Source organism: Nonlabens sp. MB-3u-79 (assembly GCF_002831625.1).
Taxonomy (GTDB): Bacteria; Bacteroidota; Bacteroidia; order Flavobacteriales; family Flavobacteriaceae; genus Nonlabens.
In genome coordinates, this window is sequence record NZ_CP025116.1 from 1537048 (window position 1) to 1561892 (window position 24845).

General features: G+C 38.2%; 24 protein-coding genes and 1 tRNA gene. 20 read left to right on the plus strand and 5 right to left on the minus strand.

Annotation, left to right across the window (positions count from 1 at the left end):
• The first annotated feature begins 1 nt into the window (after position 1).
• Both gldN and CW736_RS06760 read left to right on the plus strand, forming a co-directional pair.
• The gene (gene gldN, locus CW736_RS06755; RefSeq protein ID WP_101013238.1) at positions 2-931 is read left to right on the plus strand and encodes a gliding motility protein GldN; all 930 of its coding nucleotides are present in this window, start codon (positions 2-4) and stop codon (positions 929-931) included.
• A gap of 115 nt (positions 932-1046) precedes the next feature.
• On the plus strand, positions 1047-2099 hold the full coding sequence (locus CW736_RS06760; protein ID WP_101013239.1) for an NAD(P)/FAD-dependent oxidoreductase: 1053 nt from the start codon (positions 1047-1049) through the stop codon (positions 2097-2099).
• A 106-nt stretch (positions 2100-2205) separates the two neighbouring features.
• Here CW736_RS06760 and CW736_RS06765 read toward each other — a convergent pair whose 3' ends face one another.
• Positions 2206-2583, minus strand: coding sequence for a DUF983 domain-containing protein (locus tag CW736_RS06765; protein ID WP_101013240.1), 378 nt, complete (start codon positions 2581-2583; stop codon positions 2206-2208).
• A 57-nt stretch (positions 2584-2640) separates the two neighbouring features.
• On the opposite strand from CW736_RS06765, the gene CW736_RS06770 reads away from it, so the two are divergent.
• The 4 genes from CW736_RS06770 to dnaG all read left to right on the plus strand — a co-directional run bounded on the left by CW736_RS06770 (position 2641) and on the right by dnaG (position 7579).
• Positions 2641-4569, plus strand: coding sequence for an ABC-F family ATP-binding cassette domain-containing protein (locus CW736_RS06770; protein WP_101013241.1), 1929 nt, complete (start codon positions 2641-2643; stop codon positions 4567-4569).
• A 537-nt stretch (positions 4570-5106) separates the two neighbouring features.
• Complete coding sequence (locus CW736_RS06780) at positions 5107-5286, plus strand: CPXCG motif-containing cysteine-rich protein (protein WP_101013243.1); 180 nt, start codon at positions 5107-5109, stop codon at positions 5284-5286.
• A 124-nt stretch (positions 5287-5410) separates the two neighbouring features.
• Positions 5411-5483, plus strand: a tRNA-Met gene (locus CW736_RS06785).
• 104 nt (positions 5484-5587) lie between these two features.
• On the plus strand, positions 5588-7579 hold the full coding sequence (gene dnaG, locus CW736_RS06790) for a DNA primase (protein WP_101013244.1): 1992 nt from the start codon (positions 5588-5590) through the stop codon (positions 7577-7579).
• Here dnaG and CW736_RS06795 read toward each other — a convergent pair.
• Together CW736_RS06795 and nadE are read right to left on the minus strand one after the other, a co-directional pair.
• Positions 7572-8195, minus strand: coding sequence for a response regulator (locus tag CW736_RS06795; protein WP_101013245.1), 624 nt, complete (start codon positions 8193-8195; stop codon positions 7572-7574). The genes dnaG and CW736_RS06795 overlap by 8 nt on opposite strands.
• 97 nt (positions 8196-8292) lie before the next feature.
• Positions 8293-9081 (minus strand): NAD(+) synthase, encoded by a 789-nt coding sequence (nadE, locus tag CW736_RS06800; RefSeq protein ID WP_101013246.1) that lies wholly within the window; start codon positions 9079-9081, stop codon positions 8293-8295.
• A gap of 60 nt (positions 9082-9141) precedes the next feature.
• Here nadE and gldB point away from each other — a divergent pair, with 60 nt between their 5' ends.
• The 3 genes from gldB (at position 9142) to CW736_RS06815 (ending at position 10854) form a co-directional block, all read left to right on the plus strand.
• A complete protein-coding gene (gldB, locus tag CW736_RS06805; protein WP_198519351.1) occupies positions 9142-10113 on the plus strand; it encodes a gliding motility lipoprotein GldB in 972 nt (323 codons plus the stop codon).
• On the plus strand, positions 10113-10457 hold the full coding sequence (gene gldC / locus CW736_RS06810) for a gliding motility protein GldC (RefSeq protein ID WP_101013247.1): 345 nt from the start codon (positions 10113-10115) through the stop codon (positions 10455-10457). Before gldB ends, gldC begins: the two co-directional genes overlap by 1 nt.
• Before the next feature lie 145 nt (positions 10458-10602).
• Complete coding sequence (locus CW736_RS06815; protein WP_101013248.1) at positions 10603-10854, plus strand: DUF3820 family protein; 252 nt, start codon at positions 10603-10605, stop codon at positions 10852-10854.
• 176 nt (positions 10855-11030) lie between these two features.
• Here CW736_RS06815 and yihA read toward each other — a convergent pair whose 3' ends face one another.
• On the minus strand, positions 11031-11633 hold the full coding sequence (gene yihA / locus CW736_RS06820) for a ribosome biogenesis GTP-binding protein YihA/YsxC (protein WP_101013249.1): 603 nt from the start codon (positions 11631-11633) through the stop codon (positions 11031-11033).
• An 81-nt stretch (positions 11634-11714) separates the two neighbouring features.
• Positions 11715-12479, minus strand: coding sequence for an alpha/beta fold hydrolase (locus CW736_RS06825; protein ID WP_101013250.1), 765 nt, complete (start codon positions 12477-12479; stop codon positions 11715-11717).
• A gap of 294 nt (positions 12480-12773) precedes the next feature.
• Here CW736_RS06825 and mraZ point away from each other — a divergent pair, with 294 nt between their 5' ends.
• The 11 genes from mraZ to CW736_RS06880 are packed head-to-tail and all read left to right on the plus strand — an operon-like array spanning position 12774 to position 24842.
• A complete protein-coding gene (gene mraZ, locus CW736_RS06830; protein WP_101015059.1) occupies positions 12774-13241 on the plus strand; it encodes a division/cell wall cluster transcriptional repressor MraZ in 468 nt (155 codons plus the stop codon).
• A complete protein-coding gene (gene rsmH / locus CW736_RS06835) occupies positions 13216-14133 on the plus strand; it encodes a 16S rRNA (cytosine(1402)-N(4))-methyltransferase RsmH (protein ID WP_198519352.1) in 918 nt (305 codons plus the stop codon). The genes mraZ and rsmH overlap by 26 nt, the downstream gene beginning before the upstream one ends.
• Positions 14134-14463, plus strand: coding sequence for an FtsL-like putative cell division protein (locus tag CW736_RS06840; RefSeq protein WP_198519353.1), 330 nt, complete (start codon positions 14134-14136; stop codon positions 14461-14463).
• Positions 14450-16441, plus strand: a complete 1992-nt coding sequence (locus CW736_RS06845; protein WP_101013251.1) for a penicillin-binding protein — start codon at positions 14450-14452, stop codon at positions 16439-16441. Before CW736_RS06840 ends, CW736_RS06845 begins: the two co-directional genes overlap by 14 nt.
• The gene (locus tag CW736_RS06850) at positions 16438-17904 is read left to right on the plus strand and encodes a UDP-N-acetylmuramoyl-L-alanyl-D-glutamate--2,6-diaminopimelate ligase (RefSeq protein WP_101013252.1); all 1467 of its coding nucleotides are present in this window, start codon (positions 16438-16440) and stop codon (positions 17902-17904) included. The genes CW736_RS06845 and CW736_RS06850 overlap by 4 nt, the downstream gene beginning before the upstream one ends.
• A gap of 1 nt (position 17905) precedes the next feature.
• Positions 17906-19138, plus strand: a complete 1233-nt coding sequence (mraY, locus tag CW736_RS06855; RefSeq protein ID WP_101013253.1) for a phospho-N-acetylmuramoyl-pentapeptide-transferase — start codon at positions 17906-17908, stop codon at positions 19136-19138.
• Positions 19138-20499, plus strand: coding sequence for a UDP-N-acetylmuramoyl-L-alanine--D-glutamate ligase (murD, locus tag CW736_RS06860; RefSeq protein WP_101013254.1), 1362 nt, complete (start codon positions 19138-19140; stop codon positions 20497-20499). Before mraY ends, murD begins: the two co-directional genes overlap by 1 nt.
• Before the next feature lies 1 nt (position 20500).
• Positions 20501-21703 (plus strand): FtsW/RodA/SpoVE family cell cycle protein, encoded by a 1203-nt coding sequence (locus tag CW736_RS06865; RefSeq protein ID WP_101015061.1) that lies wholly within the window; start codon positions 20501-20503, stop codon positions 21701-21703.
• Positions 21690-22775: an undecaprenyldiphospho-muramoylpentapeptide beta-N-acetylglucosaminyltransferase gene (murG, locus tag CW736_RS06870; RefSeq protein WP_198519354.1), complete on the plus strand. Its 1086-nt coding sequence runs from the start codon at positions 21690-21692 to the stop codon at positions 22773-22775. Before CW736_RS06865 ends, murG begins: the two co-directional genes overlap by 14 nt.
• Positions 22772-24133, plus strand: a complete 1362-nt coding sequence (gene murC / locus CW736_RS06875) for a UDP-N-acetylmuramate--L-alanine ligase (protein WP_101013256.1) — start codon at positions 22772-22774, stop codon at positions 24131-24133. Before murG ends, murC begins: the two co-directional genes overlap by 4 nt.
• Entirely contained in the window at positions 24126-24842 is a 717-nt protein-coding gene (locus tag CW736_RS06880) for a cell division protein FtsQ/DivIB (protein ID WP_232735437.1), read from the plus strand. Before murC ends, CW736_RS06880 begins: the two co-directional genes overlap by 8 nt.
• The last annotated feature ends 3 nt before the right edge of the window (positions 24843-24845 follow it).

A 24845-nucleotide genomic window follows, 5' to 3' on the forward strand; every position in this document is an offset into this window, starting at 1 on the left:
GATGAATAAGATCATAGTTTTATTAGCAGCAGTGATTCTTTCGGGAAGCGCTTATGCACAAAACAATATTCTTAATGCAAAGAGTCCAGAGGAGTTTGGTACCAAAACTGCATCTCAACTCGCAAATGATAATGACAAGCCACTACCTTATGGTTTTGTCGGTGATCGCGATATCTTATGGCAACGTACGGTGTGGGAAACTATTGATCTGGACGAACGAGTAAACTTCCCTCTTTATTATCCTGTGGATACTAATTATGTGGGTAAAGAACGTCGTTCACTTTATCATGTATTGACTAAAGCAGCGATGTCTGGTGATATCAAACTTTATGGAGATTCATATTTTAATGAACCTCGCGAATTTAGCGATATTCAAAGTTCCTTAAAAAGTCAGAAAATTACTAATGCAGGTATTAATATCTTAAATGACAATGGCGTTATTCCAGATGAAGGAGTTAGTCCTTTAGATATAGACACCACTTATAATATCCCTGGTTTTGATGAGTATATTGAAACTAAAACCATTGGTGCTGATGATGTCAAGGAATATAGAATTAGAGGCTTGTGGTATTTTGATACCCGTCAAAGTGATTTAAGATACCGATTATTGGGTATTTGTCCAGTAACTCCTGATGTTAACTTTCCTGATGACCCAAAAGGTGTCGAACTATTTTGGATCTATTATCCAGATGCTAGATTATTGTTACACAATGCAAAAGCATTTAATACATTAAATTCAGCTCGTCCTATTTCTTTTGATCATATTTTAAATTCTAGAAGATATAACGCACTTATCTACAGAATGGATAATGTACAAGGTGACAGAGATATTAAAAGATACGTTACTGATAATTCTATGATGCAATTGTTAGAGTCTGACAGACTTAAAGAAATCGTTCGTAATTTTGAATTAGACATGTGGAACTATTAAACAGTTCACATTTATATAATCAAAGCCTCGCATTATGTGAGGCTTTTTTTTATGGTATTTATTTATAAGTTGATTCTGTCTTTGTAGTTTTCCCACATCCCACATCCCACATCCCATGAATACAAAAGTTGATATCATTATCGTAGGATCAGGAATCGCTGGTTGTACCCTAGCTTGGCAGTGGTTGTTACAGGGTAAATCTGTCATGATGATTGCTGATGGTAAAAAGGGTTCCTCAGCAGTTGCTGCTGGCGTCTATAATCCGACTATTTTAAAGCGTTTTACGAGCGTTTGGAAAGCCGTTGACCAATTGGAGGTGTTAAATGATTTTTACCCTAGAATCGAAGCTTTATTAGATGCTGCTTTTCTGCATCCGACGGATATATTGAGAAGATTCCATGATGAACGCGAAATCAAAACATGGAAGAAGAAGGCGGTAAAAGAAGATTTAAATGGCTTTATGTCTGAGGATACCTTTGCTTATGAAAATCCAGCTATTCATGCTCCCTTTGATTATGGTAAAGTTTCAGGAACCGGATGGGTAGATACTTCAAGTTATATGGAGTTAACAATAGACTATTTGCAAAGTATTTCTTCTTACCGCTCTGAGGATTTTGATTTTATGGAGTTAAGACATTATGTAGATCATGTGGTTTATAAAGAGAGTATTGCTGACAGAATTATTTTTGCAGAGGGTTTTCAGATGCTGTCCAATCCGTTTTTCAACAACCTGCCATTAGAAGGCAACAAAGGTGAAGTGTTTACCATCAAGGTTCCAGATCTTCAATTGGATTATATTATCAAATCTTCTGTATTCTTAATGCCTTTTACAGATGATTTGTTCTGGGTAGGAGCGACCTACAATAGAGATGACGTTACAGATGCACCTACCTTAGAGGCAAAGGAGTTTTTAACCTCTAGACTGGAACGTTTTCTAAAGTTGCCTTATGAAATTGTGGAGCATAAATACGGTATCCGTCCAACTACAAAAGACAGAAGGCCCTTTGTAGGAGCACATAAGGAGTTTAAAAACTATATGGTTTTTAATGGAATGGGAAGTAGAGCGGTCCTAATGGCGCCATGGGCGGCACAACAATTGTTTGATTCTATATACAAGGATCATCCACTGGATTCAGAAATTGATATTCAGAGATTCAATGAGCTCTGATGAGCGTTGATCAATTCACGATATTTTTTTAAAGAAAATGCTGTTGTATTCAGGTGTAAGGCATTTTTTTATTTTTGCCTATTGCCTATTGCCTATTGCCTATTGCCTATTGCGCTTTCTCCTTATTGTAATCCATAAAAATATTGATCCAGATATTGCGTGATAATCGTATCACAACAGGAAGACTAAAAATGGACATGAACGCTATTATAAGGAAGATGTTCCATCGTGATAATTCAAAAACAAAATAGCCCAGTAGAAAAGCAGCCATAGCAATCCCAACACCTACGCCATAACTCACGTACATGGAGCCATAAAAAAAACTAGGTTCAATCTTGTATTTGGTATCGCAATGACTACATCGCTCTCTCATTTCTTGCGTTTTGCTAGGGTTATAGAGATTGCGACTGGTGTACATGGATTCATTTTGGCACACAGGGCAGGCCCCTGTAAAAATGCTGTATAATTTTGTTCCTTTTAGCATCAGAAAGCTTTAGTGTTAACGTGCAGTTGCGCATCTTTGCAAAGATACAAAACGACTATGCTCAACGTTCACGATTTACATGTAAGTTTCGGTGGAGAACCGTTATTTGAAGAAATTACTTTTAGGCTTAATGGGGGAAACCGCGTGGGTCTGATCGGTAAAAATGGTGCTGGAAAATCCACTCTTTTAAAGGTGATCTCTGGAGACATTCCTTATGATCAAGGCAATATTGCTATTGAGAAAGAAGTCAGTATTGGTTTTTTAAGACAAGATATTGATTTTGAAAAAGGTCGTACGGTTTTAGAGGAGGCGTATACCGCTTTCGCGAAAGCGAGACAAATAGAAGCTCAGATTGAAATCATCAATGAACAACTCACGACAAGAACTGATTACGAATCAGATTCTTATTCCAAGCTCATTGAAGATATAGGGGACCTCAATCATGAATATGAAATTATAGGTGGGTACCAGTATAAAGGTGAAACGGAGAAAATTTTAAAAGGTCTGGCCTTTAAGCCGGACCAATTTGATAAACTCACAGACGAGCTTTCGGGTGGGTGGCGCATGCGTATAGAACTCGCTAAGCTGCTCTTAGAAAAGCACGATATTCTTTTGCTCGATGAGCCTACTAACCACTTGGATATAGATTCTATACTGTGGTTGGAATCCTTTTTACAAACCTATGCGGGAGCGGTAGTTATTGTAAGTCACGATAAAATGTTTTTGGATAACGTCACTAATCGCACGATTGAGATCAGTCTAGGTCGCATTTACGATTACCCTAAGCCGTACACCAAATTTCTAGCCTTGCGCGCAGAATTACGCGAGCAACAAGAAGCTACTTTTAAGAATCAGAAGAAGGAGATCGAACGTACCGAGAAGCTCATACAGAAATTTAAGGCCAAAGCCAGTAAGGCCACCATGGCACAATCGCTAGTAAAGAAGCTGGACCGTATGGATGTGGTGGAGATCGAGCAAACCGATAATGCTGCAATGAATATCAATTTTGCACAATCCATCCAGCCAGGAAAGATTGTATTAGAAATCGATCAAGTGAGCAAGTCGTTTGGAAGTAAAAGCGTGCTTGATAAAGTAGACCTTTCTCTAGAGCGCGGTAAACGTGTTGCTTTTGTAGGTCAAAATGGTATGGGAAAATCTACCCTTGCCAAAATTATTGTAGGTGACGTAAAAGCTCAAGGAAACGTCAACTTGGGACATAACGTACAATTGGGATATTTTGCGCAAAATCAAGCAGAGTATATGGACGGGGAGAAAACTGTTCTAGATACGATGATGGATGCTGCGACAGACAGCAATAGAGTAAGAGTACGCGACATGCTGGGTTCTTTCCTTTTTAGAGGAGACGAAGCAGAGAAAAAAGTCAAGGTGCTAAGTGGGGGAGAGCGCAACCGACTCGCACTTTGTAAGTTATTGCTACAGCCATTCAACGTCTTGATTATGGATGAGCCTACCAATCACTTGGATATTCAATCGAAGAATGTGCTCAAGGCAGCATTGATAAAATTTAAAGGTACATTGATCGTCGTTTCTCACGATAGAGAGTTCTTACAAGGTCTAACGGAGCTGGTTTATGAGTTCCGCGATCATAAATTAAATCTCTATCTGGGTGATATTGATTACTATCTAGGCCAGAGAAAGGCAGAAGATATGAGAGCGATAGAAAAAGTCGAAGTGGTTAAGGAAGTGAAGCTTTCGCGAAAGCAAGACACTGATAAAAACCAACTCTCTTACGAAGATCAGAAAAAGCAAAAGTCTCTCAACAACAGACTCTCTAAAGCAGAATCACAGATCAACGACCTAGAGAAAAACATCGCAAAAATCGATGCAGAGCTCGCAGGAAATTACGATGAACTATCTCAAAAAAAGGGGTTCTTTGATGGTTATCAGGCTAAGAAGCGAGAACTGGATAAGTGGATGCAACAGTGGGAAAATGTTTCTGAAGAACTTGAGAAATTCAGTAATTAGCTTTAAGGATTATTTATGATGATTAAAAAGGATAATAATTAGCTTTAGATTGTTAAATCATTACACTAATTCAATGCCAACAGCATTAATATCTTGAACGCAATGCAGTCACTGCGCAATACAAAACGCGACCTGAACCTATTGCTCAATAGGGAGCTTCAGGCCAATTTTGTTGTAATACCACGGTGGTATTACAAAACATGTTAGTAATTGATACTTGTCTAAAAAAAGTGCTTGATAATAACCTGCCTTTATTAGAGTTAGCATCCAATTTGCAAATAATTAATAACGAAATTAAAACATCCAAGGGGCTTTTATTGCTTAGAATAGGTTTAACGGGTTTTTATGTGTGGAATCAATCGACTTATCTGCTAACAGTGTTTTTTCCATCGACCATAAGAATAGTTTCTAAATATACCGGCAGGCGCAAATGAATCTTCTCGATGCAGCAACCATAAATAACCTAGCAAAATCCGATGTTAAACTAGCTGAATGCCAACTGTTGCAGCTAACGGGGCAAATATTTAATACTCCTTTATGATAGAACATTTTTTTATGTGCCCTCATTGCTGGCAAGAAATCTCTATGTTATTAGACCCTGCATATTCACAGACTTATGTAGAGGATTGCGAGGTGTGTTGCAATCCTATAGAGCTAAAAGTAACCTTTGATGAGGGGGAGTTAGCTGGTTTTGAGGCCATAGAACTGGGGCAGTAAATTATTTATCGAATTATCTTGTGTAAGGATGAAATTGTATGTATTTTTGCACTCCAATAAAACAAGAAGTCGTCAGAGTAATGATCTGAAGTTTTTTAAAACAAGTGACGGACAGTTTTTATATCGCGAGGTAGAGCAGTAGGTAGCTCGTCGGGCTCATAACCCGAAGGTCGCTGGTTCGAGTCCAGTCCTCGCTACTAAGGTAAAAAGCTCTTGAGAAATCAAGAGCTTTTTTTATGCGATGTATTTAGGGTACTAGGTTTAGTATAAAGCCGTATTTTTATATCTAGAATAAGCAAAAATGATTTCAAGAACAACTGTAGATGCCGTATTTGATGCCGCTCGTGTAGAAGAGGTGATCGGGGACTTTGTACAGTTAAAGAAATCAGGTTCTAACTACAAAGGATTAAGTCCTTTTACCGAAGAGCGTTCCGCTAGTTTTATGGTATCGCCAGTAAAACAAATCTGGAAGGATTTTAGTTCTGGAAAAGGAGGTAATGCAGTGACCTTTATCATGGAACACGAACATTTTACGTTTCCTGAAGCCATCAAGTGGCTGGCCAAAAAATACAATATAGAAGTAGAAGAGACCGAACAGTCAGATGAGCAAAAACAAGCTCTAGACGAAAAGGAATCCATGTATCTTGTTTCTAAATTTGCAGCGGAATGGTTTCAAAGCCAACTCAAAACAGAAGAAGGAAAAGCAATAGGATACAGCTATTTTAAAGAGAGGGGTTTTACTGATGAAACTATAGAGTACTTTCAGTTAGGTTATAATCCAGATCAATGGAGTGCTTTTACAGATGCCGCTATCAAAGCGGGTTATCAATTAGATTTTCTAGATAAAGTAGGTGTTTCTATTGTAAAGGAAGAAAAACAATTTGACCGATTTAAAGGCCGTGTAATGTTTCCTATACGCAGTCTTTCTGGAAGAGTTCTTGGTTTTGGAGGCCGAATTCTCAACAACGAAAAGAAAGCAGCTAAGTATTTGAACTCGCCGCAAAGTGAGATCTACGATAAATCTGCAGTACTTTATGGTATCTATGAGGCAAAGCAATCCATTGCCAAAGAAGATCTCTGTTACCTCGTAGAAGGTTATACAGATGTGATTCAATTGCACCAGGCTGGAGTGAAGAATGTAGTGTCTAGTTCTGGAACAGCGTTAACCAGTCAGCAAATACGTTTGATCCAACGTTTGACTAAAAACATTACGGTACTTTACGATGGAGATGCGGCAGGAATGCGAGCAGCTATAAGAGGAACAGATCTCATTCTGGAAGCAGGAATGAATGTGCGCGTTTGCACCTTTCCAGACGGAGAAGATCCAGATTCATTTGCAAAAGCCCATACAGAGTCTGAGATCATAGATTTTTTAACAAATAATGCTCAGGACTTTATTTCTTTTAAATCCAACCTCCTTAAAAAAGAAGCCGCAGGCGATCCTATCAAAAAAGCAGGAATGATAAGGGATATTGTAAATAGTATCGCAAAAATACCCGATGATATCTCCAGAGAAATCTACATAAGAGAAAGTGCTGCCATTCTTGATATAGGGGAGGATGTGTTGTTCTCGACCCTTGCGCAAGTTCGTAATGCCAGCTTTAATGAACAAAAGAAAAAAGACAGTAGGGCACAAGCACAGCAACCCTTAACTAAAGTAGAAGCTTCTGAAGCAACAGTCGAAGTAGATAGAAGAGCCCTTTTAGAACGCTCCATAATTGCCATTTTACTAATGTATGGAGGTAAAGATGAGTTGTTTGAAGATGAATACATTCAAGATGATAGTGGTGTCGAGGTGGAATATGAAACGGTAAAAACCAAACACCGTGTGTATGAAAAAATCTATATGGATTTACAGGCTGATGAAATCAAATTTGCCAATCCAGATTTTCAAGTGATATACACAAGGATCATTGATGTTTTACTACTGGAACAAGAAATTGATACGCAACTCATCTTGTCAGCTTTTGAAGGGGAGTACGCACATACTATTGCTGATATTGCTATGTCTGATGATAAATACCATTTACACGATTGGGAACGACATAAAATTTTCCCCATTCAAAAAGATCAAACCATCTCTGAATATACTAGTCAAGTTTTATATCACTTAAGGCAACTTTTGCTTTTTGATATCGTAGATAAAATTAATAAAGTTATTGCCAAAAACACGCCTGATGTGGATAATATCGCGGCTTTAGAACAAATCAATAATTACAACATTTTACGCAGGAAAATTGATGTGAAAAATAGAACGGTAATTCCTTCAAGTGGCTGGAGTAGGTTTAACTAGCAATTTGAAGCAAACGGGATTGATGTATCAAATCTGCGATATTATCAACTTTTAATTTTTTAAGCAACCTCGTTTTATAAGTGCTAACTGTTTTTTCATTGATAGAAAGTGCTTTAGCAATTTCTTTGTTGCGACGGCCTTTAGAAAGCAAGTTCAAGACTTCAATCTCGCGAGTAGATAATTTTTTGAATTTAAGAACGTCCTTATTGTTTTTATTATCTAATTGAGATTTGATGTTTTCAGAAAGATAGGTTTCACCTCTAGCGATGGCTAAAAGTGATTTTCTAGTTTCTTTTATAGATCGCGTTTTTGATATATAGCCGTTAGCCCCAGCTTTTACAGCGCTTACAGCGTATATTTCTTCTGGATGAGAACTTACTACAAGAATCTTTAAATCTGGGAAGTGGGATCTTATTCCCCTTAGAGTCCCTATGCCTTGAGTATTAGGTAAGTCCATCTCTAGAATTAAAACATCTGGATGGTGGTATGTGATGCTTCTGATGAGGTCATTACCGTCATCTACCTTTGCTTTAAAACTAAACTCCTTATGATCTTTCATTATACTCCTAAGTCCTCTTCTGAAAACGGGATGATGATCTGCTAATAAGATATTCATGACATATAATTAGAAAACAAAGATAGCTTTTTTGAGCTTATTTCTATAGACCTATACGTGCGTATAGTCTTACAATACAGATAATTATACTTCCTATTTACAGCAAATCCTTAGGAATTACGCACACTGGGATGGGGTTCATCTTGTGTTGATTTCTTTTATTATATGACGAATATATGAGGAAGACTTCTTGCTCTCTATCGCTTAAAGTCTCCACATTAATGTTTTTATTTGCTTGATTCATAGCTTGTTCTAATTCATCATAACTAGCACCTATTTGGTCTTCATCTGTTCGTTCAGCTCCATAAAGCCCATCACTTGGTGCCGCTTTGAGAATGCTTTCAGGCACCTTTAAGTGTTTTCCTACAGCATAAACTTCGCTTTTTAATAAATCTGCGATAGGGCTGATATCCACGCCACCATCGCCGTATTTGGTATAAAAACCAACACCAAAATCTTCTACTTTATTACCCGTTCCAGCAACAAGCAATCCATGAACGCCGCCGTGATAATAAAGGGTAGTCATTCTTAATCTTGCTCTGGTATTGCCTAAAGTGAGCTCTACTTGAGGATTGCTTGTAACACTAGGCATTTGATCTTTAAAAATTTGGAACACTGGTGTGAGATCACTTCTTACATCGTCTACATTGTCAAATCGATGTTTCAACTGTATGATATGTTCTTGAGCTCTAGTAACATGATCGTGATGCTGGTGAATAGGCATTTCTACGCACAATACCTCTAGGCCAGTCATAGCGCAAAGAGTAGAGGTGACGGCACTGTCAATGCCTCCACTCACACCTACCACATAACCTTTTACTCCAGCTTTGACGGCATAATCTTTCAGCCATTTTACTATGTGATCTGTTACTCTTTCAACTTTCATAATCGTATTTTTGCAAGCATAAAAATAAATAAAAATATAGCGAGTTATAAGAGTATGAAGATGAATTTAATTAAGTTTTTTATTATTCTCGCTTTCGCGAAAGCGATTACCTCATGTACTCCTACTCATAAAGTCGAAGAGGAGATCGCTAACATACAAGTGGATGTTGATTTGATCACTTTTCATAAAGAATTTGCCAGTGCAAATGCAGCAGATCTTCCTAATTTAAAAGAAAAATTCCCTCTCTTTTTTCCGCCTAGAGTTCCAGACAGCATGTGGATTTCTAAATTAATGGGGAAAGATACCATTCATAACGCATTAGAAAATGCAGTAAGGGATGCCGATTTTAATTATCAGGAAATGGAGCGCCAAATGAAGGATGTCATGCGTCATGTCATTTATTATTTTCCAGAATTTGAAGCGACGCCTATGGTAACGGTTCTCTCTGATGTAAATTACCGTCAGAAAGTGATTCCTACAGCTAGTCAATTGATCATTTCTATAGACACCTATTTAGGTAAGGATCACGAATTGTACGGAGGAATCAATAAATACCAGCGAGAGAATTTAAATCGAGAACAACTTCCAGCAGATGTGGCTCTGGCTTATGCGAGACTTTTTGTAAACCCCTCTATGGAGCGTGCCTTATTAGATAATATGATCTACCATGGAAAGCTTCATTATGTTCAAGAGCTTTTTGCCCCTAAAGCTACAGGCGATCAGTTGTTGAACTATTCGCCAGAGAAATACGTGTTTACCGTAGAAAATGAGTCTCAAATGTGGCGCTATTTTATAGATAATGAGATGCTGTATGATACCGACTCTAAGTTGCTTTCCAGATTCATACTCCCAGCGCCTTTTTCAAAGTTTTACCTAGAAGTAGATCAACAAACTCCTGGTGGAGTAGGTCGTTATATAGGATACCGAATGGTCAAGTCATTCATGGAAAATAATCAAGTGGATCTAGAAACCATGATCGACTTAAACGCAGAAGAAATTTTTAAACGTTCTAAATACAAACCTTTACAGTAATGTCAGATAAAAAAAATAGATCTACCATAAAAATTGGAATTGAACTGGATGAAAATCGAGTTCCAGAAAACATCAGATGGAGTGCTCCAGATGGTGGCGTAGACGCTGCAGAAGCAAAAGCCATGATGGTCTCTATGTGGGATAGTAAGGATAAGGAATCTTTCCGTATTGACTTATGGACCAAGGATATGCCAGTTGATGAAATGCGCGTTTTCTTTCACCAGACACTAGTTTCTATGGCAGATACCTATCATCGTGCCACTAATGATGATAAGATGAGAGATACCATGATTGATTTTTGTGATTATTTTGCAGAGAAATTAAATCTTAAGGAAGAGGAATAGGTTGTTAGTAAGCGATAGGCAGGTTGATTTGTTGGTAGCCTAATGTGATAGTTCTTTTTATAGGTGGAGACTTCTTATGGAGATTATTAATCTGCTTGGATTTATGCCTTATTGAATATTGAATTAGAGTAAATAAACATGTCTTATGGAAGAACCCCTTTTTGATCACAACTTACTCATAGAGATGGCTTGGTATAAAATGCCTTTTGGCGCTCATAAAGGTAAGTTCTTAAGTGAAGTGCCAGAGTCCTATTACATTTGGTTCAGAAGGCAAGGTTTTCCTACCGGTAAATTAGGAAACTATATGCAGACCGTTTTTGATATGAAAGTAAACGGTATAGAAGGGATGTTAAGAGAAATACGCAGGAATACGGTGAATGATAGGCCGGTTTTTTAAATTCACTATTCACTATTCACTATTCACTATTCACTATTCACTATTCACTATTCGTCTTCAATCTCAACAGGAGTTTCTTTCCCCGGCCCTAAAAGGAGGAAACCATAGAATGGAGTTTTTATTTAAGCCTCTTTAGAGAAACCTAGCCTTTAGGCTTAGGGAGAAGGTTTTGATTCTTATTTGAGCGTCTCATTAATCCCGTGGATATAATTCAGCAATTCTTCTTTACCTTGATTGTTTGAAGCACTGGTGATAAAATAAGGAGGCATTTCTTCCCATATGCCTTCCAGTAAAAACTTTTTATAAGCCTCCACATTGCGCTCTAATGCTTTGGGTTTTAATTTATCTGCTTTAGTAAAAACAATGCTAAAAGGTATTTCACTTTCTCCTAGCCATTCCATAAATTCTACATCTATAGGTTGTGGATCATGTCTTATGTCTACTAGCACAAATCCGCATACCAACTGCTCGCGTTTTTCAAAATACTTCGTGATAAATTTTTGAAATTTGGCTTTGCTAGATTTGGAAACTCGGGCATAACCATAACCAGGTAAATCGACCAGATGCCATGTTTTGTTGATCAAGAAGTGATTGATCAGTTGCGTTTTTCCGGGTCTTCCAGATGTTTTGGCAAGACTTTTTTGATTCACTAACATATTGATCAATGAAGACTTCCCTACGTTAGACCTTCCTATAAATGCATATTCTGGAATACCAGAATTAGGACACTTGGATACGTCTTGATTGGATATAATAAATTCTGCGCTCGTAATATTCATATAACAAAGATACTATTTAGAGGATAACAAGTAGGTCTATTTCTTTAAGAGGAAATAAGTAAAATAAGGGCAATATTTAAATTAAAGTCCTCTTTTTTCCAACCAGCTGTTTAAAATCTCGTTGAATTCATCTGGGTGTTCCATCATGGCGGCGTGTCCACATTTGTCCACCCAATAAAGATCACTATTAGGTAGTTTTTCATGAAATTCTACAGCGACATTAGGTGGTGTAACTCCGTCTTGTTTTCCCCAGATAATGCAAATGGGCGTTGTCATATTAGGAAGATCCTTTGACATATTGTGGCGTATAGCACTCTTTGCAATGGCGAGTGTTTTGAGCAATTTATTACGGTCATTAACCGTTGCAAAAACCTCATCCACAATTTCTTTTGTAGCGACAGCGGGATCATAAAAAACATCCTGACTTTTTGCTTTGATGTATTCATAATCTCCCTTTTTGGGGTAGCTATCACCCATAGCACTTTCATAAAGTCCAGAACTGCCAGTGATGACCAGCGCTTTTATTTTTTCAGGAAACATCTTTGTAGTCACAAGACCTATATGTCCACCTAGAGAATTGCCTAATAAGATCACTTCATCCCATCCCATATGATTGATAAAAGCATTGATGTGTTTTGCAAAGGTCCCGACGCTAGTTTTAATCAAGGGAGTGGAGTACATGGGTAAAGTAGGCACGACGACTTGATATCCTTTAGGAGGGAAATAATCGATTACACCTTGGAAATTACTTAGGCCACCCATCAAACCATGCAATATGATGATAGGGGTACCCTTTCCAGTAGTATAATATTCAAATTTACCGTCTTTGATAAGATCGTGCGTCATATGGTGATTCTATGTGGCAAATATAATGGTTTTGGGTATAGGAAAAACAATGTTTTCTACTAGCTATTTGGAAAGTAAAAGTTTCTTTGAAAACAATTCTACTAATTTTTATTTCGCTTTCGCGAAAGCGGAACTACTACAATTCTATAAGATTTTATACGACATCTTAAATTGTTAATAACTAGGGTAGTTATTCAGAAACAGCTGCATTTATCAACAAAGTGGTAAATTGTGGTAAAAAGTGGTATTAATTTCCCTATTTTTGATTTAAATAGTGCAAAACAGCTATTTCCAATGATCAACTTTATAGGAACATACGAGTGTAAAACCGACGCCAAAGGGCGGTTCATGATGCCAGCCGCTTTAAAGAAGCAGTTGACACCTGTCATGCAAGAAGGTTTTGTAATCAAAAGGGCCGTTTTTCAGCCTTGCCTAGAGTTGTACCCATTAGTGGAGTGGAATAAGATGATGGAAAAATTGAACGGCTTAAACCGATTCAATAGAAAGCACAATGATTTCATACGTCGTTTTACCGCTGGAGTTAAAACTGTTGAGGTGGATGCAAATGGGCGATTGCTCATTCCCAGAGACCTCATAACCATTGCAGGAATCACAAAAGAAGTTACCGTTTCAAGTGCGGTAAATATATTAGAAATCTGGGATAAGGAAAGGTATGAAGCGGCTATTGATGACTCGCTAGATGACTTTGCTGATCTCGCTGAAGAAGTAATGGGAAATGACACAACCGATCTCTTATCATAATCCAGTTCTTTTAAAAGAATCTGTAGATGGATTGAATATCGATCCATCTGGCGTATACGTGGATGTAACTTTTGGCGGTGGAGGACACTCTCGAGAGATACTTGCTCGATTAGGCCCCGAAGGAAAGCTTTTTGCTTTTGATCAAGATATAGACGCCCTAAAGAATGCGATTGAAGATGATCGCTTTCTGTTGATTCCTCAGAATTTCGGTTATATGAAGCGCTTTTTAAGACTTTATGGTATTAAAGAAGTAGACGGGATTTTGGCAGATTTAGGTGTGAGTTCCCATCAGTTTGATGAAGCAGCACGAGGGTTTTCTACCCGCTTTGATGCGCGATTAGATATGCGTATGAATCAAGATCAAGATCTAGATGCTGTCATTGTATTGAATCAATACAGTGAAGAAGATCTTGTTAGAATTTTTAAGTCTTATGGGGAACTGCGTATAGCGCTTAAGCTAGCACAACGCATTGTAGCAGCAAGACAAGAGTCTGAAGTCACCACCGTTGCCGACCTTAAGGCGATTTGTGCTCCTTTAGTTCCAGAACGTATAGAACACAAGCTGCTGGCTCAAGTCTTTCAAGCCATACGCATTGAAGTGAATAAAGAGATGGAAGTGCTCTACGATTTTTTAAGACAGTCCGAAAATATTTTAAAAATAGGTGGAAGGCTGAGTGTGATTTCTTACCATTCTTTAGAAGACCGTCCAGTAAAAAGGTTTATGAGAAATGGTCTTTTTGAAGGAGAGCCAGAGAAAGATGTTTTCGGTAGGTCCAGTGTGCCTTTTAAGAAAATAGGTAAAATGATCATTCCTTCCAGAGAAGAGATTAAGGAAAATAACCGCGCGAGAAGTGCTAAGCTTCGTATTGCAGAGAAAATAGAAAGAGAATAAATGGCTGCCAAAATCTATGACATATTAAAAGGTAGTTTTTTAACTAATGATGATGCTTTTAAAAACTGGCGGTTTATTCTGTTTGCTGCTTTTCTAGCCATTGTCATGATTTACACAGGTCATAGTTACGAGAGAAAGGTGCACAAACTAGCTGCTCTTAATGAACAAGTTACTGAGCTGCATAGCGAGTATACCGATTTAGAAAGAAGGTTGATGTTCATGCAAATGGAATCTACCGTGGCTGTAAAAATTAAAAAGAAAGGAATTGCTCCGGCTCAAAATCCGCCGCAGAAGATTATAATCTTAAAGACCAAAGATGGCAACAACTAGTAAAAACATATTAAATAAAATGTACCTAGTAGGTGCCGTGTTTGTTATTGTTGCGCTATTGGTTGTTGTTCAAATTATCAATATTCAATTTGTTGATGGGGATGCTTACAGAGCAAAAGCTGAGCAGCGCATTTTCAGAAACGACACCATACCTTCTACAAGAGGGAATTTATACGATGCTAATGGTCAGTTGCTGGCGACTTCTATCAGTAAATACGATATTCGTTTTGATGCTTTGGCACCATCCACCCAAGATTTTAATGATAACATAGCAGCTCTGGCAGAGGCATTATCAATGAAATTTAATACGTCTAAAGATTATTACCTCCAAAAATTGAGAAAAGCACACAGCAACCGCAACCGCTATATGCTTATCGCAAAAAACCTCAATTATGGAGACTATAAAGAAATTAGAGAGTTCCCTTTATTTGAAAAGGGTCCTTACCGGGGCGGTCTTATTATAGAAAAAAGGATCGTTCGGGAACATCCGTTGGGGAAAATGGCTGAGCGTATTGTAGGCTATGATCGCAACGGCAGTGCACCTGTAGGTTTAGAAGGTGCTTTTGCTCCTTATTTAAGAGGTAGTGATGGCGTGCGTTTAGAACAAAAAATAGGTAAGAATCAATGGAAGCCTATCTCAAGCGAGAATGAAATTGATCCTAATGATGGTTATGATGTGTATACCACTATCGATGTCAACATGCAAGATGTTGCTCATCATGCTTTATTAGAACAGCTGGAGTATTTTGAAGCAGACCACGGTACTGCGGTGGTTATGGAAGTGGCTACCGGAGAGATCAAAGCGCTTTCTAATTTAGGTAGAGGAGAAAGTGGTAAATATTTTGAAAAGAGAAACTATGCGGTTTGGGAATCTCATGAACCAGGTTCTACCTTTAAATTGATGAGTGTAATTGCTGCATTAGAAGATAAAGTAGTCGATACCAGTACTGTTTTTGATACTCAAGGCGGGAAAATTTCCTATTACGGTCGTAATGTGCGAGATTCTAAATACGGTGGTTACGGAAAAATAAGTGTTGCAAAAGCCTTTGAGGTTTCTTCAAACACAGCATTGGTGCAAATGATTCAAAACAATTATAAATCACATCCAGATGATTATGTGAATCGATTGTACAGTATGAATCTAAATGAAAAATTAGACCTTCCTATTAAAGGGGAAGGCGTTCCTATGATTCCGCATCCAGACGATGCTAACTGGAGCGGTCTTTCTTTGCCGTGGATGGGATTCGGTTATGGGGTGCAATTAACGCCACTTCAAACATTGACCTTTTACAATGCTGTAGCTAATAATGGTGTAATGGTGAAGCCTCGACTTATTAGAGAAGTGAAGTCTAAGGAACGATTGATAGAACAATTTGACAGAGAGATTATCAATCCTGCCATCTGTTCTCAGAATACCATCGATAAGGTAAAAGTGATGATGGAGAATGTGGTAAAAAGAGGAACGGCAGATAATCTTTACAGTAAAAATTTCTCTATGGCAGGTAAAACAGGGACCTGTCAGGCAGAGTACTGGAAAAGTCCAGGAAATTATATAGCTTCTTTTGCTGGGTACTTTCCAGCAGATAAGCCCAAGTACAGTTGTATAGTAGTCATACACAAGCCAAATACTAAAAAAGGATACTACGGTAACATTGTAGCTGGACCAGTTTTTAAAACCATTGCTCAAAAAATCTACGCTAACAACCCATTATTAGATGAGGTAGAACTACAAAAATCCATACCTGCACGGATTGCAAAGTCACATGACAATTACCTAAAGACCATACATCAACAAGCGGAAACAAGTATTAGTAAAATGCCCGATTTAATAGGTATGGAGGCTATGGATGCCATTGCAATAGTCGAAAACCTAGGGGCTAAAGTAGTTCTTAGAGGTTCTGGGAGAGTAAGCTCTCAAAGTTTAAAAGCAGGGACAAAATTGTCTTCTACAGTTAAAGTAACACTCACATTATTATGATGATTCTTAAAGACATATTGTATAAGGTAAGTCTGGACGTAGTTATAGGCACTACAAACGTACAGATCAATGACATCCAATTTGATTCTAGAGCGATTCAAAAAGGAGGTGTTTTTGTTGCGCTGAAAGGTACAGTCGTTGATGGTCATGAGTACATTGAAAAAGCCGTTTCATTAGGAGCAAAAGCGATTATTCTGGAAGAGCTTCCTGATTACCAAGAGGAGCAAGTGACCTATATAAAAGTAAAAAATACTCATAATGCACTAGCACTAATAGCGGCCAACTTTCATCAAAATCCTTCAAGAGATTTAAAGTTAGTTGGCGTTACCGGCACGAATGGTAAAACCACTACTACGTCTTTATTATACCAACTATTTAAAAAATCAGGTTTTAAAACGGGGTTAATTTCTACCGTAGAGATTTTAATCGATGAGAAAGTTGTCTCTACGAAGCATACAACACCAGATCCACTAACCATCAATAGACATCTTGCAGACATGGTTGCTGTAGGAGTAGATTATTGTTTTATGGAGGTGAGTAGTCATGGAATAGCACAAGAACGTGTTGCTGGGCTAGAATTTGCTGGTGGAATTTTTACCAACCTTTCCCATGACCATCTCGATTACCACAACAGCTTTGCAGAATATAGAGATGTTAAGAAAAGATTCTTTGATGAGTTGCCTAAAAAGGCTTTTGCATTAACTAATCTGGACGATAAAAATGGAGCAGTGATGCTTCAAAATACCAAAGCTAGAAAATTAGGGTATGCCTTAAAAAGCTATACCGATTACAGGGCGCAGATTGTTGAAAATCAATTCGGTGGTTTGTTGTTGAAAATCAATGAGCATGAAGTATGGTCTAAGATGGTTGGACAGTTCAATGCCTACAATGTTTTAGCTATTTATGCTTGTGCGATAGAATTAGGATTGAAAGATATAGAAGTGCTTGAGGTGATTTCTCAGTTAGAGGGAGTCGCTGGAAGGTTTCAATATTTCACTACGGTAGAAAGTAGAATTACCGCTATAGTGGATTATGCGCATACTCCAGACGCACTTAAAAATGTGCTGGAAACGATCAATTCCATTCGTACTAAAAATGAAAAGGTGATTACAGTTATAGGTTGTGGCGGAGATCGCGATGTGACCAAAAGGCCTAAAATGGCTCATATAGCAGCAGCGCTGAGCGATCAAGTCATCTTCACTAGTGATAATCCGCGTACAGAAGATCCTCAGAAGATTCTTGATGATATGGAAGCCGGTGTACAACCACAAGACTTTAAAAAAACAATTACCATTTTAAATCGCAAGCAAGCTATAAAAGCCGCTGCAAAAATGGCAAACAAAAATGATATTATCCTTATTGCTGGTAAGGGTCATGAAACCTATCAAGAGATTCACGGTGTGCGGTCAGATTTTGATGATCGAGAATTAATCGCCGAGTTTCTTAACCAACTCAACAAATAAGATGCTATACTATTTATTCAAATATCTAGAAGAAGAATTTAATATGCCGGGCGCATCGCTTTTTGGGTTTATCACCTTTAGAGCGGCTATTGCATTTGTTCTTTCGCTAGCTTTTTCTACTATTTATGGTAAGCGCATCATTAACTTTTTACAAAAACAGCAGGTAGGGGAAACCGTACGCGACTTAGGTCTGGAAGGACAAGCGCAAAAAGCTGGCACGCCTACAATGGGCGGGATCATCATCATTTTGGCAACCTTGATTCCAGCATTTCTTTTATGTCAGATAGATAATATTTACGTAGTCATGTTGATCATCACCACGATCTGGATGGGATTGATAGGTTTTACGGACGATTATATCAAGATTTTCAAAAAAGATAAAGGTGGTTTAAAAGGTGTTTTCAAGGTGATAGGCCAGGTGGGGTTAGGCGCTATTATTGGTTCTATCATGTTTTTCCACGATGGGATAACGATTAAAGAAAAAATTGTACATACTACAAATAAACAAGAACTCGTATCTCAAAATATTCCAGTGGAATTTGGTGCTGCAGAAAAGTCTACTAAAACAACCATCCCTTTTGTAAAGGATAATGAGTTTGATTATGCAAGTTTGATTGATTGGATCGACCCTAGTCTTGCCAATTGGGCATGGTTGGTATTTATACCTATCGTAATTATCATCGTAACAGCTGTTTCAAACGGTGCAAACCTCACTGATGGAATTGATGGGCTCGCCGCAGGAACTAGTGTTATAGTAGTCATTACTCTAGCATTATTTGCATGGATTTCTGGGAATATTATTTTCTCCAATTATCTCAACGTGATGTACATACCTAACTCTGGGGAGATGGTGGTTTTTGTCACCGCATTTGCCGGGGCACTAGTTGGTTTTCTATGGTATAACACCTTTCCAGCCCAAGTTTTTATGGGGGATACAGGAAGTCTTACTATCGGAGGTATCATCGCCGTGCTGGCCATTGCGACTAGAAAGGAATTATTGATCCCTATTCTTTGCGGTATTTTCTTAATGGAAAACCTTTCTGTAGTGATGCAGGTAAGTTGGTTCAAATACACTAAAAATAAACATGGAGAAGGAAGAAGAATTTTTCTCATGTCTCCATTACACCATCATTATCAAAAACGAGGTATTCATGAAAGCAAGATCGTTGTACGGTTTTGGATCGTGGGAATATTGCTCGCCATTATCAGTATTGTAACCCTAAAAGTACGTTAATGAGTCTGTCGCATCCATATAATAGCAATCAACGTCTTGTCGTCCTCGGAGGAGGGATTAGTGGCATGGGCGCAGCTGTGTTAGGGGTTCAAGAAGGCTATGATGTTTTTTTAAGTGATGCAGGTGTTTTAGTTCCCGCTTTCGCGAAAGCCTTACAAGAACAAGCTATTTCCTATGAATCAGGAGGTCATACGATGGAGAAAATTCTCAATGCTTCCTTAGTAGTAAAAAGCCCAGGGATTCCAGATAACGCGCCATTGATTGTAGCGATTAAAGCCAAAGGGATTGAGGTGGTATCAGAAATTGAATTTGCCGCTCGTTTCACCGATGAATGCATTATCGCGATAACAGGCTCTAACGGAAAAACAACGGTAACTAGTTTAATGGATCACATCCTTAACGTGGCCCAACTCGATCACACCACCGGCGGAAACATTGGGGAGAGTTTTGCACAACAAGTGTCGGAAGGTAAATCGGCAAACAGATTGTTAGAAGTAAGCAGTTTTCAATTGGACGGCATCAATACGTTTAAACCGCATATAGCCATTATTTTAAATATCACTCCAGATCATTTGGATCGATACGATTACAAATTTGAGAATTACGTAGCCAGTAAAATGCGTATCGCGATGAATCAAGATGAGAACGATTACCTCATTTATAATGCAGACGATAAAGCCATTACCGACTCCATAAAACAATTAGATATAAAAGCACAGCTCATTCCTTTTTCTATGGAAAGGAAACTAGAAACAGGAGCTTATTTACATAACCATCAGATTCATATTAACACCCATAACTCATTATTTACTATGCCTATAGAGCAATTGTCAATTAAAGGAAAGCACAACACTGCAAACGCAATGGCTGCTTCTACCGCTTCAAAACTTCTACAAATAAGAAAGGAGACCATCAGACAAAGTCTTACTTCTTTTGAAGGAGTGGAACACCGTCTAGAAAATGTATTAAAAATTAATAAAGTTCAATACATCAACGATTCAAAAGCAACTAATGTAAACGCAACTTATTATGCGCTGGACAGCATGGAGCAACCTACCGTATGGATTGTCGGAGGTGTGGATAAAGGAAACGATTACTCTGATTTATACAGTCTGGTAAATCGAAAGGTTAAAGCTATAGTATGTCTCGGAGAGGATAATTCTAAGATCGTAGAGGCTTTTGGAAATTGTGTAGAGCAAATGGTAGAAACTAGTAACATGGAAGATGCCGTAAGAGTAGCGTATAAGCTCGCTCAAGCAGGTGATACGGTCTTGTTAAGTCCGGCATGTGCCAGTTTTGATCTTTTTAAGAACTATGAAGACCGTGGTCGCCAATTTAAAAACGCAGTAAGAGGATTGTAAATTGAAAATTAGAAGCTACATATCTGGAGATTCCTTTTTATGGGCGCTGGTAATTATTTTACTGGTGTTTTCCTTCCTTCCTGTGTACAGCGCAAGTGCAAATCTCGCCTATATAGGAACTGGAACTGGTAATACCACAAAGTATCTGGTAAAGCACTTTGGACATGTAGTTATAGGACTGGGAATTTTATATTCGGTACATAAGATCCCTTACCGATATTTTAGAGGCTTGAGCGTTTTACTGCTTCCGGTAGTAATTCTGTTGCTCATTTACACTGCAATGCAAGGTACAATTATGGGTGGTGCCAGTGCGAGCAGGTGGATGACTGTTCCTGTAATAGGAATGAAGTTTCAAACCAGCACTTTTGCCTTTGTGGTATTGATGGCATACGTGGCAAAATATCTAGCATCTATTAAAGATAAAGTGGTCACTTTTAAGCAGTCTGTTTTACCATTATGGGTGCCAGTAGGAATCATATTGGTGCTCATTGCACCTTTTAATTTATCCACAGCATTGCTCATTTTCACCATGATATTGATGACTTGTTTTGTGGGTGGTTACCCTATAAAATATTTACTAGGTATTATAGGAATTGGTTTTGTGGCGTTGAGTTTATTTATTCTTACAGCAAAGGCTTTTCCTGGAGTCTTCCCCAACCGCGTGGATACTTGGGTATCTCGTATTGCCACATTTGGAGGAGAAGGAGACGCAGATTCCAACTATCAAGTAGAACGAGCTAAAACAGCCATAGCAAATGGTTACATCGCTGGAGTAGGTCCAGGAAAAAGCGCGACAAAACACGTATTACCGCAATCAGCAAGTGATTTTATTTATGCGATTATACTAGAGGAATTTGGAATTATAGGAGGTCTTTTTATACTTGCCTTGTACCTGTTTTTTCTATTTAGGTTGATCATCATTTCTACAAAGGCCAGCTCGATTTTTGGGCAGTTACTGGTCATAGGTGTTGGTTTTCCTATTGTTTTTCAGGCATTGACAAATATGGCTGTAGCGGTTAATTTAATTCCCGTTACTGGGCAGACCTTACCATTGATAAGTAGTGGTGGTACTTCTATATTAATGACTTGTATGGCCATAGGAATCGTGTTGAGTGTCAGTGCAAAACGAGAAGAGACTATTGCTCAAGAAAAAGTAAAAGAAGAAGAAATGAACCCCTTAGATGTACTCAGTGAAGCCATATAAAATAATCATATCAGGTGGAGGAACAGGTGGACATATCTACCCGGCGATTTCTATTGCAAATGAATGCAAGAGAAGATGGGCAGACTGTGAGATACTATTTGTGGGTGCAAAGGATCGTATGGAAATGGAAAAAGTGCCTGCCGCAGGTTATCAAATCAAAGGCCTATGGATCAGTGGTATTCAAAGAAGTCTTTCTCTTAAAAATCTGGCTTTTCCATTTAAAGTGATCAAGAGTCTTTATGACGCACGCAAAATCATTGAAAAATTCCAACCAGATATTGCCGTAGGGACTGGAGGGTTTGCTAGTGGACCACTTCTTTTTATGGCTCATAAAATGAGAATCCCAACGCTTATTCAAGAACAAAATTCCTATCCAGGAATCACTAATAAATTACTGAGTAAAAGAGTCCATAAAATTTGTGTAGCCAGTAATGGCCTCGAGCGGTTTTTCCCTAAAGATAAGCTCGTTTTAACCGGTAATCCGGTACGTCAGGATCTGCTCGATAGTTCTCATTTAAGAGAAGAAGCAATAGCTCACTTTCAATTAGATGCTCATAAAAAAACCTTATTGGTGCTGGGAGGAAGCCTTGGAGCAAGAAGAGTGAATCAATTGATTGAAAGTCAATTGCACGCATTGAAAGAAGAGGTGCAAATCATTTGGCAATGCGGTAAATTCTATTACGAAGAATACAAAAATAAAAACCAAGAAAGCGTTCACGTTCACGCCTTTTTAGACAGAATGGATCTCGCCTACGCAGCAGCAGATTTTATCATCTCGCGTGCTGGAGCTGGTTCTATTTCAGAGCTTTGTATAGTCGGAAAACCAGTGATTTTCATTCCGTCACCACATGTGGCAGAAGATCATCAGACTAAAAACGCACAAGCAATAATTGAGAAAGATGCTGCATTAATGATTAAAGAAGAAGATCTTGATCAGAATTTCACAACACTTTGGAAGGGGTTGTATGCTGATCTAGAATTACAGAAAAAACTTTCTGAAAACATAAAAAAACTTGCGCTTCCAGACGCTACAAAATCTATTGTTAACGAATTAGAGCAATTACTCCAATGAAAGAGTTAGAACACATATCACATTTTTATTTCATCGGGATAGGTGGAATTGGGATGAGTGCGCTGGCTCGTTACCTAAATGAACAAGGGAAAAAAGTAGCCGGTTACGATCGCGTTGCTACTTCTTTGACTGAAAAATTAGAGGCAGAGGGAATCGCTATTCATTATGTAGACCATTTTGAAATGATTCCTGAGGCATTCAAAAACTCAAAAACGGCACAAGTTGTTTACACTCCTGCTGTGCCAGTTGGTTTTGGAGAATTAGTCCGCTTTCGCGAAAGCGGAGTCAGCACCATCAAACGTGCACAACTCCTAGGTCAGATTTCTAGAACGATGACTTGTCTAGCCATTGCTGGAACTCATGGAAAAACAACTACAAGTGCTATATTGGCTCATTTACTTTACAAAAGCGATGTCAAGATAACAGCCTTCTTAGGGGGGATTTTAGAAGAATACCACACCAATTATATTTGTTCTGGAACAGATGTTATGGTCGTTGAAGCAGACGAATTCGACCGTTCCTTCATGCAATTGGATCCAGATATTGCGGGAATTACATCCATGGATGCAGATCATCTGGATATTTATGGAGATGCAGCGACCTTTGAAAAGACCTTTCATGATTTTGCAGCTCTACTGAAAGGTAAAACTTTGTTGATCAATGAACAACTAGATGTAAAAGGGCTCCAAGTTGGACTTGACTCTGGAGTGTACCTAGCGCTTAACGAAGTGATCATAGACGGTGCGTACCATTTTGATTTTAAAACTCCTCAAGGTGTTCTAGAAAAATGCTTTTTAAAGTTACCCGGCAGGCACAACCTGAGTAATGCACTAATGGCTATGGCGGTAGCTTTAGAATACGGAGCAGATGCTGGAAAAATCCAATTGGCTTTAGCCTCTTTTCCTGGAGTAGAGCGCAGGTTTACGTACCGCATTGATACGGACAAACGAGTATTGATAGACGACTATGCTCATCATCCTACAGAGATCAATGCAGTGTTTCAAGCCGTTTCAGAAATGTATCCAGAAGAGAAGAAGTTAGTCGTGTTTCAACCGCATTTATTCTCTAGGACGCGGGATTTTATGGACGAATTTGCGCAAGCTTTAAGTCAGTTCGACAAAGTGGGCTTGTTAGATATTTATCCAGCAAGAGAACTTCCTATTGAAGGAATTCATTCAGAACTGTTGTGTCAAAAAATCAATTCGTTAGAAAATGCACCAGAAGTAGTTAGGCTAGTAGAGAAGAAAGATCTCGAAGAATTTATCGAGGAAATGGACATACGAGTTGTCTTGATGTTAGGTGCTGGTGATATAAGTGTAGAAATAAATCAACTCACTAAAAAATGGGGCCATGCATAAACTAAAGAACATTATTAGGTTGGTGCTGGTTATCTTATTGGTAATAAGCCTTTATGCTTTTGCGTCAAGCAGATATAGTACCAGAAAATTAAAATCCATAAGCATCACATTTACAGACTATAGCGATCCTTTGATTTCAGAAAAGAACGTTAATAAATTGTTGATACAAAATAATGATTCTCTTAAGAACCTGAACATAGAAAATCTAGATTTGAATAAGACTGAATTACGACTTGTTCAAAATGCAATGATCAGAGATGCAGAGGTTTCTGTTTCTCTTGATGGATGGCTTAAAGTTGTTGTGCAACCTAGAAAGCCTATTGCAAGGATCATGGGAAAAACAAATGCTTATCTCGACCAGGATAATTTAATCATGCCACTATCAAAAGAGCATACAGCAAATGTTCCTTTGATATATGGGTACCGGGAGAACGTACAGGATAAGACCTTTGATTTGATCAATTTTATTAAAGAGGATGAGTTGTTAAAAGCATCTTTTACTCAAGTAGTATTTGATAAAATAGATGAGGTGACCTTATCGGTAAGAGCTTTTGATTTTAAAGTGAAGTTAGGAAAAGTAGAAAAGCTCGATCATAAGATGATGAATTACAAAGCCTTTCTTGCAAAGATGCAAAAGGATAACGGATTGAGCGAGATCAAATCAATAGACTTGCGATTTGACAACCAAGTAGTAGTAATAAAAAAGTAGGAA

What these genes read in the sequence shown, in the direction of transcription:
- gldC (WP_101013247.1), top strand. Translation starts at nt 10,113, where the DNA reads ATGTCAGATAAAAAAAATAGATCTACCATAAAAATTGGAATTGAACTG.
- gldB (WP_198519351.1), top strand. Translation starts at nt 9,142, where the DNA reads ATGAATTTAATTAAGTTTTTTATTATTCTCGCTTTCGCGAAAGCGATT.
- gldN (WP_101013238.1), top strand. Translation starts at nt 2, where the DNA reads ATGAATAAGATCATAGTTTTATTAGCAGCAGTGATTCTTTCGGGAAGC.
- CW736_RS06815 (WP_101013248.1), top strand. Translation starts at nt 10,603, where the DNA reads ATGGAAGAACCCCTTTTTGATCACAACTTACTCATAGAGATGGCTTGG.
- murD (WP_101013254.1), top strand. Translation starts at nt 19,138, where the DNA reads ATGAGTCTGTCGCATCCATATAATAGCAATCAACGTCTTGTCGTCCTC.
- nadE (WP_101013246.1), bottom strand. Translation starts at nt 9,081, where the DNA reads ATGAAAGTTGAAAGAGTAACAGATCACATAGTAAAATGGCTGAAAGAT.
- CW736_RS06765 (WP_101013240.1), bottom strand. Translation starts at nt 2,583, where the DNA reads ATGCTAAAAGGAACAAAATTATACAGCATTTTTACAGGGGCCTGCCCT.
- mraZ (WP_101015059.1), top strand. Translation starts at nt 12,774, where the DNA reads ATGATCAACTTTATAGGAACATACGAGTGTAAAACCGACGCCAAAGGG.
- rsmH (WP_198519352.1), top strand. Translation starts at nt 13,216, where the DNA reads ATGACACAACCGATCTCTTATCATAATCCAGTTCTTTTAAAAGAATCT.
- dnaG (WP_101013244.1), top strand. Translation starts at nt 5,588, where the DNA reads ATGATTTCAAGAACAACTGTAGATGCCGTATTTGATGCCGCTCGTGTA.
- CW736_RS06770 (WP_101013241.1), top strand. Translation starts at nt 2,641, where the DNA reads ATGCTCAACGTTCACGATTTACATGTAAGTTTCGGTGGAGAACCGTTA.
- CW736_RS06825 (WP_101013250.1), bottom strand. Translation starts at nt 12,479, where the DNA reads ATGACGCACGATCTTATCAAAGACGGTAAATTTGAATATTATACTACT.
- CW736_RS06850 (WP_101013252.1), top strand. Translation starts at nt 16,438, where the DNA reads ATGATGATTCTTAAAGACATATTGTATAAGGTAAGTCTGGACGTAGTT.
- CW736_RS06760 (WP_101013239.1), top strand. Translation starts at nt 1,047, where the DNA reads ATGAATACAAAAGTTGATATCATTATCGTAGGATCAGGAATCGCTGGT.
- CW736_RS06840 (WP_198519353.1), top strand. Translation starts at nt 14,134, where the DNA reads ATGGCTGCCAAAATCTATGACATATTAAAAGGTAGTTTTTTAACTAAT.
- mraY (WP_101013253.1), top strand. Translation starts at nt 17,906, where the DNA reads ATGCTATACTATTTATTCAAATATCTAGAAGAAGAATTTAATATGCCG.
- CW736_RS06880 (WP_232735437.1), top strand. Translation starts at nt 24,126, where the DNA reads ATGCATAAACTAAAGAACATTATTAGGTTGGTGCTGGTTATCTTATTG.
- CW736_RS06795 (WP_101013245.1), bottom strand. Translation starts at nt 8,195, where the DNA reads ATGAATATCTTATTAGCAGATCATCATCCCGTTTTCAGAAGAGGACTT.
- CW736_RS06780 (WP_101013243.1), top strand. Translation starts at nt 5,107, where the DNA reads ATGATAGAACATTTTTTTATGTGCCCTCATTGCTGGCAAGAAATCTCT.
- yihA (WP_101013249.1), bottom strand. Translation starts at nt 11,633, where the DNA reads ATGAATATTACGAGCGCAGAATTTATTATATCCAATCAAGACGTATCC.
- murC (WP_101013256.1), top strand. Translation starts at nt 22,772, where the DNA reads ATGAAAGAGTTAGAACACATATCACATTTTTATTTCATCGGGATAGGT.
- CW736_RS06845 (WP_101013251.1), top strand. Translation starts at nt 14,450, where the DNA reads ATGGCAACAACTAGTAAAAACATATTAAATAAAATGTACCTAGTAGGT.